2 protein-coding genes are annotated in these 10,132 nt (G+C 69.0%); both read right to left on the reverse strand.

The genetic code is table 11. From position 1 onward, the window contains the following. Positions 1-287 precede the first annotated feature (287 nt). Positions 288-662 (reverse strand): hypothetical protein, encoded by a 375-nt coding sequence (locus G4D85_RS48215; RefSeq protein ID WP_164021852.1) that lies wholly within the window; start codon positions 660-662, stop codon positions 288-290. Between the two features lie 288 nt (positions 663-950). Further along, complete coding sequence (locus G4D85_RS48220) at positions 951-10,121, reverse strand: non-ribosomal peptide synthetase (RefSeq protein ID WP_275900431.1); 9,171 nt, start codon at positions 10,119-10,121, stop codon at positions 951-953. Positions 10,122-10,132 lie beyond the last annotated feature (11 nt).

A 10,132-nucleotide genomic window follows, 5' to 3' on the forward strand; every position in this document is an offset into this window, starting at 1 on the left:
ACCTCAGGCGTCCACCGGTCCATGTGCGCTCCTGCCGTGTCCTCGGACCTACCTGCGCACTCTCTGGGCCGACGTCGATCCCCTGTCCCTTGCCTGCTCCCTCGCCCTAACCTGATCGGCGCTCTAGGACGGCGAGGCGCTCGGAGTCGAAGAGGAGGGGCTCCTTGGAGTCTGGGGCCCCCTGGACTCGAGGTGGTCGCGAAGCACCTGCTTGTTCTTGTCCAGCGACGGCTGCGCGACCTTCAGGACCTCGGTGAAGCCGAAGCCGGATTCATTGATGCGCTTCGTCAGAAGACCCCTTCACCACATCGAGCCGAACCATCCACGTAGAGAGGCATGGCCTGATCCTGTCCCTCGGGACTTTGCGGATGAGGCACGCCGAGCACCAGCGCTTCCGAGGTGTACGGGCCCATGGCCCGTGCGCCCAGATTGCAGCAGATGATCACCTTGCGACCGACGAGCTGCTCCTCGGGCACCAGCGCGAACTGACCAATCGAGCGGAGTTTGCCCAGGTGTCCGACATCCAGATCGATGACGCGACACGGATTCCGGGTCCCCTCCGCCATCGGCGCGCTCAGCACCTGCGCGACGCGCATGTCGACGTTTGCGAACTTGCCAAACGTAATGAGGGATTTAAGCGGTGCTTGCTTCTCTACGGACATGAGCATCCCCAATCCAGACGACAGCGCTGAGTGGCCGATGGCGGAGGGAGCCCACGTGCTCCAAGACTCTCTTGGCTCCGCGCGCCCCACCAAGGACAGCACCGGAGCGTCAACCATGCGTGTCCTGGACGCGCGCCTCACTAACACGGTTGACGCGAACTGGCAATCTCCGGGAATCGGGAGATTCCGGCTCCTCGTCGCGCTGGCGGGATGCTTCTCTTTGGTTTTCGTTGTGCTTTCGCTTCATGGATGGTCGCCGCGAATTCCGGCAGGTCTTGGCATGGCCTCTCAAGAGGCCTGCCGGTCACCGGAGGCGGTGGAGCGCGCCTGGGGCAGTTGCCGCAGGCAGGCCCGAAGTTGCTGCGCCAGGATGTCGACGTTGGGGGGCCACAGGATGGAGTGGTGGTTGCCCGGAATCCTGTGGACCTGAAGGCCGGCGCTCGCCAGGGGGCGCCAGCCATTGTCCTGCTCCTGGATGGCGGGGTTGGAGACCTCCGTGGCCTGCAGGAGGACGAACTCGCCACCGTAGGGCCCGGGCTCATAGACAGACAGGGCCCGCAGGTGGTGCTCCAGCAGCTTCCTCAGGGCGACCATGCGGGGATGGTCCAGGTGCTCCGCGAACTGCTGGAGCTCGAACGCGAGCAGAGCCTTCACCGCCTCGCCGAGGTCCACGTCTGGCAGGAGCACCTTCCCGGGGTGGGCATGAGCATCGATGAGTGCGAGGAACTCTACCTGCTCGCCCTGTGCCTCGAGCTGGCGGGCCATCTCGAAGGCGATGCCGCCACCCATGGACCACCCCATGAGGCGGTAGGGCCCGGAAGGCTGCCGCTGCCGGATACTGTCCAGATAGAAGCGGGCCATGGCATCAATCGATTGGCCCGGCTCCTGGGTTCCGTCGAGGCCCTGCGCGCGCAAGCCGTAGAACGGCTGATCCGGGTCGAGCCGGCGTGCCAACTCCGCGTAGCAGAGGACATCCCCCCCCACGGGGTGGACGCAGAAGAGGGGAGGCAGTGTGCCACCCGGGTTGAGGAGCACGAGCGGAGAGGCGCTCTGTGGCGCTCCAGGACTGGCGGAGGCCGCGGCCCGCGGGTCGGGCTGGAGTGCGGCCGCGAGTGCGGCGATGGTGGGCGCCTCGAAGAAGCGCTTCGGAGCGAGCTCCACGCCCAGGGTCTCCTGCACCCGCGCCAGCATGACGATGGAGAAGAGCGAGGAGCCGCCCAGATGGAAGAAGTTGTCGTGCACACCGGGGGTGGGCACCTCCAGCACCTCGGTCCAGATGGCGGCCAGCGACTCCTCCAAAGGCGTGCGAGGCGCGACGAACTCGATGGGAGCGGTCTGGCCGGGCTTGGGGGCCTGCTGGCGCACGGGCGGCAGCTGGAGGGGGGCTTCCGGAGGCAGCTGGCTGAGTGGGCGGTGGGGGTTGGCGGCAATGCCTTGCAGCAGGGCGTGGAAGTGACTCGTCAGGCGCTCCGCGGAGGAGTGCTCGAAGAGGTCCACGCAGTACTCCAGTTGGGCGCTCAGGGCTCCGTCAGTCTCGTTCATGGCGAGGACGAGGTCGAACTTGGAGGAGTGGGTATCCACCGCCACTTGCTCCACGCGCAGGCTGGGGAAGGACGGCGCCTGCATGGGCGCGTTCTGCAGGGCGAAGATCACCTGGAAGAGCGGCATCCGGCTCAGGTCGCGCACCACTCCCAGCGCGTCCACGAGTTGCTCGAAGGGGACGTCCTGGTGGGCGAAGGCAGCCAGGGAGGCCTCCTTCACGCGCGACAGCAGTTGGACGAAGGTGGGGTCCCCCTCCAGCCGGGTGCGAAGCACGAGGGTGTTGACGAAGAAGCCGATGAGCGGCTCGGTCTCATGGCGGGTGCGGTTGGCAATGGGGGTGCCGACGCTGATGTCGTCCTGGCCGCTGTAGCGGCCCAGCAGGGCCTGCCAGGCAGCCATCAACACCATGAAGAGGGTGGAGCCCGACTCGTGAGCCAGTTGGTGCAGGCGGACCACCGTGGGCGTGGGAATGCTGAAGGAGACAGAGGCGCCGCGCTGGCTTTGCAGTGGGGGCCGAGGCTTGTCGGTGGGCAGCTCGAGGGTGGGGGCGCCGTGGAGCTGCTGGCGCCAGTAGTCCAGCTGGGCCTGGAGGACGGGGCCTTGCAGCCACTGGCGCTGCCAGAGGGCGTAGTCGGCGTACTGCACCGGCAGCTCGGGCAGGGGAGAGGGCCGGCCCTGGGTGAAGGCCTCGTAGAGGGCCGCCACCTCGCGCACCAGCACGCCCATGGACCAGCCGTCCGAGACGACGTGGTGCATGCACACCAGCAGCACATGCTCGCTGTCGCCCAGCTTCAGCAGCTGGGTGCGCAGCAGCGGGCCGGTGCTCAACGAGAAGGGCCGCTGGGCCTCCCGCAGCGCCAGCTCGCGGGCCTGGGCCTCGCGTTCGTGCGCGGGCAATGCGGTCAGGTCCACCGCGGGCAGGCTCCAGGTGTGCGGCGGGTGGATGAGCTGCTGGGGTGAGCCCTGGAGGGTGGAGAGGGTGGTGCGCAGGGCTTCATGGCGGCGCACCAGCTCCTCGAAGGCACGGCGCAAGGTTTCGACGTCGAGGACCCCTTCGACGCGGAGGGCCGCCGGGATGTTGTAGGTGGCATCGCCGGGCGCGAACTGGTCGAGGAACCACAGCCGCTGCTGGGCGAAGGACAGCGGCAGCGCGCCCTCACGTGGCTGGCGCGTGAGCGGAGCCATGGTCTCCGAACTCGCCTCGGACCGTGCCAGCTCGATGCGGGTGGCGAGCTCTTCGAGGGTCGGGGCCTCGAAGAGACTGCGCAGGGACAGCTCGAGCTGGAACGTGCCGCGGATCTGGGAAATCGCCTGGGTGGCCAGCAAGGAGTGGCCGCCCAGCGTGAAGAAGTTGTCACCCAGTCCCACGCGGTCGACGTGCAGCACCCGTTCCCAGATGCCCGCCAGGGCTTGCTGGACCGGCGTGCGCGGCGCGATGAACACCGCGTCCTCGCCTCGGAGCGTGCTGGGGGCTGGGAGTGCCCGGCGGTCCACCTTGCCGTTGGCGGTGAGGGGCAGGGCCTCCAGCAGCACGAAGGCTGAAGGAACCATGTGCTCTGGGAGCCGCTGGCGCAGGAAGTCCCGCAGGGCTCCCGCGTCCGGCGCCAGCTCCCGAGCTCCGCGGGCCACCGCGTAGGCCACCAGCCGGGTGTCGCCCGGCACGTCCTGGCGCGCGACCACCACGGCCTCCTTCACCGCGGAGTGCTGGAGCAGGGCGCTCTCCACCTCTCCCGGCTCGATGCGGAAGCCGCGCACCTTGACCTGGTGGTCGATGCGGTGGAGGTATTCGAGCTGGCCGGTCGCACGCCAGCGCACCTGGTCTCCGGTCCGGTACAGCCGTGCCCCGGGGAGGCCGCTGAAGGCATCCGGGATGAAGCGCTCGGCCGTCAACTCCGGGCGGTTGAGGTAGCCGCGGGCGACCTGGAAGCCGCCGATGAAGAGCTCGCCGGGGATGCCGGCGGGCACTGGCTGCAGCGACGAGTCCAGCACGTAGACAGGCACCCCGGGCAGGGGCTGGCCGATGACTGGCGCGTCTGGCGACGTGTCGAGGGCGCACGCGGTGGCGTCGACGGTGCACTCGGTGGGGCCGTAGACGTTGAAGAAGCGGATGCGCGGGTGGTGGGCCAGCTGGGTCCAGGTGGCCACGTCCACCGCCTCGCCTCCCACCAGTACGCGCCGCAGCGTGCGCTCCGCGCGCTGGAGCAGCCCCTCGGCCACCAGCAGCCGCAGGTGGGCCGGGGAGCAATCGAGCACGTTCAGTCCATCCAGCTCGATACGCCGCAGCATCCGCGCGATGTCGCCACGGTCCTCCTCGGGCACCAGGCACAGCGTGTGGCCATCGAGCACCTGGATGAGCTGCTTGACGGAGGCATCGAAGGACAGCGGCGCGTTGACGCTGACGCGCTCGGCGCCCCTGCTGCTGGCGTGGACGGTGGAGGCAAGGGCCTCGCGCAGGTGCAGCGCGGAGCGGTGCGAGATCATCACACCCTTCGGCCTCCCCGTGGAGCCCGACGTGTAGATGACGTAGGCGAGGTGGTCCGGGTGCACGGAAAGCCGAGGCGCCTCGGTGCTCTCGCTGGCCAACGTGTCCCCGTCTTCGCCGAGGCACAGGACAACGGCCTCGCTCGCGGGCAGCGCCTCGCACAGGTGCCGCTGCGTCAGGATGACCCGGGCGCGGGTGTCCCGGAGGACGAAGTCCTTCCACTCGCGGGGATAGGAGGGGTCCACGGGCACGTAGCCACCGCCCGCCTTGAGCGTGCCAAGGATGGCGACCAGCGCCTCGACGGAGCGCTCCATGCAGAGGACGACGGGCGAATCGGGCCCGACACCCAGCGCCCGCAGGCGGTGGGCGAGCTGATTGGCCCGCGCCTCCAGGTGCCGGAAGGAGAGGTGGGCCTCGCCGCAGATGACGGCCTGGGCGTCGGGGGTGCGCCGGGCCTGCTCCGAGAAGAGCTGGGGAAGGGTGGCCTGGGGCGATTCTTCCCGCAGGGCAGGGTTCCACTCCACCAGCAGCTGATGGCGCTCGGTCTCGGTGAGCAGGGACAGCTGGGCGAGCGGGACGTCCGGCTGCTCCGCGGCTGCCGCGAGCATCCCCCGCAGGTGGCCGAGCAGCCGTTGCACGGTGGCGGTGTCGAAGAGCTCGGCGTTGTAGTTCACCGAGGCGGCAAGTCCCGTGGGCTCATCGTTGAGAGTCAGGGTGATGTCGAACTTGGTGGCCTGGCTCTCGGCCTCCAGGACGCGGAAGTCCAGGCCGGGCAGCTCCAGGCGGGCTTGCGGCTGGTTCTGCAGGACGAGCATGACCTGGAACAGCGGCGTGTGGCCGAGGCTGCGCTGGGGGTTGAGCTCCTCCACGAGCCGCTCGAAGGGGACGTCCTGGTGGGCGTAGGCCTCCAGGGCGCTATCACGGGTCTGCCGCAGCAGCTCCCGGAAGCTGGCGCGCGTGTCGATGCGCGCCCTCAGCACGAGCGTGTTGACGAAGAAGCCCACCAGCCCCTCCAGCTCGGGGCGGGTGCGGCCGGAGATGGGGGAGCCGACGCTGATGTCGTCCTGGCCGCTATAGCGGGAGAGCAGCACCTGGAAGGCGGCCATCAGGGCCATGAACGGGGTGGCCTTCTCCTGCTGGGCCAGCGCGTACAGGGGCTCCATCACCTTCCTGGGGAAGCGGTCACTGAGTCTGGCGCCGCGGAAGGTGAGCACCGCCGGGCGGGGCCTGTCCGTGGGCAGCTCCAGCAGCGATGGTGCCCCGGCGAGCTTCTGGTGCCAGTAGGCGAGATGGGTGTCCAGCAGGTCGCCCTGCATCCGCTCACGTTGCCAGAAGGCGTAGTCCACGTACTGCACGGGCAGCGGCGGAAGCGAGGGCTTCTGCCCGGCCGAGAAGGCCTGGTACAGCGCCACCAGCTCCCGGACCATGACGCCCGCGGACCAGCCATCGGAGATGCTGTGGTGCATCGTGAACTGCAGGACGTGCTCGCGAGGGCTCAGCTCCAGCAGCACCATGCGCAGCAAGGGGCCGCGAGCCAGGTCGAAGGGACGCGCCGCGTCCTCGGTGATCAGCCGCCGCACCTCGGTCTCACGCGCGGCATCGGTGAGCGAGCCCAGGTCGATGCGGGTGAGGCGCGGCACCTCCTCGGAGATGACCTGGGCCGGTTTCCCATCGATGGAAGGGAAGTGCGTGCGAAGCGACTCGTGCCGATGGGCGAGGCCGGCCAGGGCCTTCTCGAGCGCCTCCCGGTTCAGGGCCCCTTCGATGCGGAGGGCCGCGGGGAGGTTGTACGAGGCGTCGCCGGGCCGCAGCTGATCGAGGAACCACAGCCGCTGCTGGGCGAAGGACAGCGGCAGCGTGCCCTCCCGTGCCACCCGTGTCAGTGGCAGGGAGTCGCTGCGCTCTTCCTTCTCTACACGCCTGGCGAGGGCCTCCACCGTGGGCGCCTCGAAGAGGGCGCGCAGCTCGAGCTCGATACCCAGCGCCTTGCGAATGCGGGACACCACCTGCGTCGCGAGCAGCGAGTGGCCTCCCAGCTCGAAGAAGTTGTCGTGCACTCCCACCCGCTCGACTTTCAGCACCTCCTGCCAGATACGGGCGAGTGACGCCTCGCCCGGCGTCCTCGGCGCGACATACTCATTCGTGAAGCCTGCCGCGTCCGCCGCTGGCAACGCCCGCCGGTCAATCTTGCCGCTCGGCGTCAGCGGCATCCGCTCCAACACCGCGAACGCGCTCGGCACCATGTACTCCGGCAGCCGCTGCTTCAGCCCTTCGCGAAGCTCCGAGACTTCCAGCGACACGCCCGGCTTCGGTACGACATAGCCGACCAGCTGCTTCAGCCCCGGCCTGTCCTCTCTCGCCACCACCGTGGCCGTACCGACCGAGTCGATTGCCATGAGGGCGGCTTCGACCTCCGCGAGCTCGATGCGGAAGCCACGCACCTTCACCTGATGGTCGGTGCGTCCGAGGAACTCGATGCCGCCGTCGGGCAGATACCGCGCCACGTCTCCCGTCCGGTACATCCGCGCTCCAGGCGCCTCGCTGAACGGGTTCGGCAGGAAGCGGTCGGCCGTCAAATCCCCTCGCTGCCAGTAGCACCGCGCCAGGCTCACGCCGGCGATGTACAGGTCTCCGCGCACGCCGACGGGCACCGGCTCCAGGTGGCCATCCAGCACGTACATCTGCGTGTTGAAGATGGGCTTGCCAATCGGTGGCAGCCTGGGCCACTGCGTCGGGTCGCCCTCGAGTCGATGTCCGGTGACGAAGTGCGTCTCGGTGGGGCCGTACTGGTTGTGCAGCAGCGAGCCGGGCAGCTGTCGGAACAGCCCCACCACCTCGGGCGTCACCTGCAGCTGCTCGCCTCCGCAGACGACCTCCCGCAGGCGCGTGAGCGTGGCCCGCTCCCCCGCGGCCTCGGCAATGCCCCGCAGCGCCACGAAGGGAATGAAGATTCGCGCCACCTCGTCCCGCACCAGCACGTCCACCAGACGCCGTGGATCCCGCCGCGTCTCCTCGCTCACGAGCACGAGCGTGCCGCCCGCCGCCCACGTCGAGAGCATTTCGTCGAAGGAGACGTCGAAGCTCAGTGGGGAGAACTGCAAGGTGCGGTCCCCCGGGCCCAGCTTCGACTCAGTGAGCTGCCACTGTACGAGGTTCGCCAGCGTCTCGTGGGTGAGCGCCGCTCCCTTCGGACGTCCCGTCGAGCCCGACGTGTACAGCACGTAGCACAGCCCCGAGGCGTCCACCTGCAGCGGGAGCTCCGCGTCGGACTCGCGCCACACCGCAGCGCAGTCGTCCAGGCAGATGATGTGCGCATCGCCTCCCTCCACCCGCTCGCGAAGCGACGTCTGCGTCACGAGAACCGGCGCGCGCGCATCCTCCGCCATGAAGCGCAGCCGCTCGGTGGGATAGGTCGGATCCAGCGGAACATAGGCCGCGCCCGCCTTGAGGATTCCAAGCACCGCGATGGGGACCTCGAGCGACCGTTCGAGGCACATGCCCACGAGCGAGTGCGGAGTGACGCCAAGCTTCTGGAGGTAGCGGGCCAGCTGATTCGAGCGACGGTGTAGCTGCGCGTACGTCATCGACTTCTCGTCGAAGACCGCGGCGAGCACCTCGGGGAAGCGATGTGCCGCCTCCTCGAAGAGCGCGTGCACCGGCAGGGCTCGGAAGCGCGTCTCCGTCGCGTTCCAACCGCTGACAATCCCACGGCGTTCGTCCCTGGACAGGAGCGGCACGGCGTACAGGGATGTGTTCGAACGGACCAGTGCGCCTTCGATGAACCTTTCGAAGTGGGCCGCGAGGCTCTCGATGAAGGACGGCTCGAAGAGGTCCGAGTTGAATTCCCACTGGGCGGAATACCCGGCCCGGGTGGGCGCGATGTAGAGCATCAGGTCGAACTTCGACGTGCCGGAGTCGGCGTGAAGCGGGCTCACCCGCAGCTCCGGGAGCGCGAAGTCGGTCTCCGAGGCATTCTGAAGCGAGAACATCACCTGGAACACGGGCGAACGGCTCATGTCCCGAGGCACGTTCAGCGCTTCCACCACCTTCTCGAATGGCAGGTCCTGGTGGGCATAGGCCCCGAGCGTCATCTCCTTCACCCGCCCCACCAGCTCCTCGAATGTGGGCGCCCCCGACAGGTCCGTGCGCAGCGCCAGCGTGTTCGCGAAGAAGCCAATCAGGGGCTCCGTCTCCGCTCGCGTGCGATTCGCGATGGGCGTGCCCACCACGACTTCCTGCTGGTTGCTGTAGCGCCCCAGCAGCCCGGCAAACGCCGACAGCAGTGCCATGAATGGCGTCGCGCCCAGCCGCTGGCTCAGCGAGTCGATGCCCGCCGACAGCTCCTGCCCCAGCGAGCGCTTGACGATTGCGCCGTTGAACGTCTGCACGGGGGGACGCGGCTTGTCCGTCGGAAGCTCCAGCGTCGCGGGAGCCCCCTCCAGGTGCCTCTTCCAGTACCCCACCTGCCTTTCGAGCTCCGCGCCCGACAGCCACTCCCGCTGCCACACCGCGTAGTCCGCGTACTGGATGGCCAGCGGCGCAAGGGGCGAAGCGCGGCCCTGCGCGAAGGCCTCGTACAGCGCCATCACCTCGCGCACCAGCACGCCGAGCGACCACGCGTCACTCACGATGTGATGCATCGTGAAGAGCAGCATGTGCTCGCGCTCCGACAGCACCAGCAGGCGTGCTCGGACCAGCGGCCCCCTCTTCAAGTCGAACGGCGTCTTCGCCTCACGCTCCGCCTCGGCCTGCACCCGAGCCCGCGGGTCCGCCACTCCGCGCAAGTCCTCGCGCCGCAGGCCTCCCAGCGGCTCGGCGTGCGGCACGGACACCACCCTGCCTTCCGCATCCTGGGCGAAGGTCGTCCGCAGCGACTCGTGTCGGCGCATCACCTCCCACAAGCTCTTCGCCAGCGCGTCCCCATCCAGCCGCCCCTCGAACCGGAGTGCCGCCGGGATGTTGTACGCCGCGCTTCCCGGCTCCAACTGGTCCAGGAACCACAAGCGCTCCTGGGCGAACGACGCTGGCACCGGCCCCGCGCTGGCAACTCTCGCGGTAATGGGCGGAGGGGGGGCATGCGCACCCGTCTTCTCCAGGCGCGTCGCGAGCTGCTCCACCGTGGGCGCTTCGAAGAGGGCGCGCAGGGGTAGCTCCACGCCCAGCGCCTTGCGAATGCGGGACACCACCTGCGTCGCGAGCAACGAGTGGCCGCCGAGGGCGAAGAAGTCGTCGTGCACGCCGACGCGGGGCAGGCGCAGCACATCGGCGATGAGGGCGGCCAGCTTCGCCTCGGGCTGAGTGCGCGGGGCCACGTAGTGGCGGGAGGAGTCAGGCGCCTCGGGCGCAGGCAAGGCCTTGCGGTCCACCTTGCCGTGGGACGTCAGGGGCAGGGCCTCCAGCTGTACGAAGGCGGAGGGCACCATGTACTCGGGCAGTAGCTGGCGCA

The organism is Pyxidicoccus trucidator (genome assembly GCF_010894435.1).
Lineage (GTDB): Bacteria > Myxococcota > Myxococcia > Myxococcales > Myxococcaceae > Myxococcus > Myxococcus trucidator.

What these genes read in the sequence shown, in the direction of transcription:
- G4D85_RS48215 (WP_164021852.1), bottom strand. Translation starts at nt 662, where the DNA reads ATGTCCGTAGAGAAGCAAGCACCGCTTAAATCCCTCATTACGTTTGGC.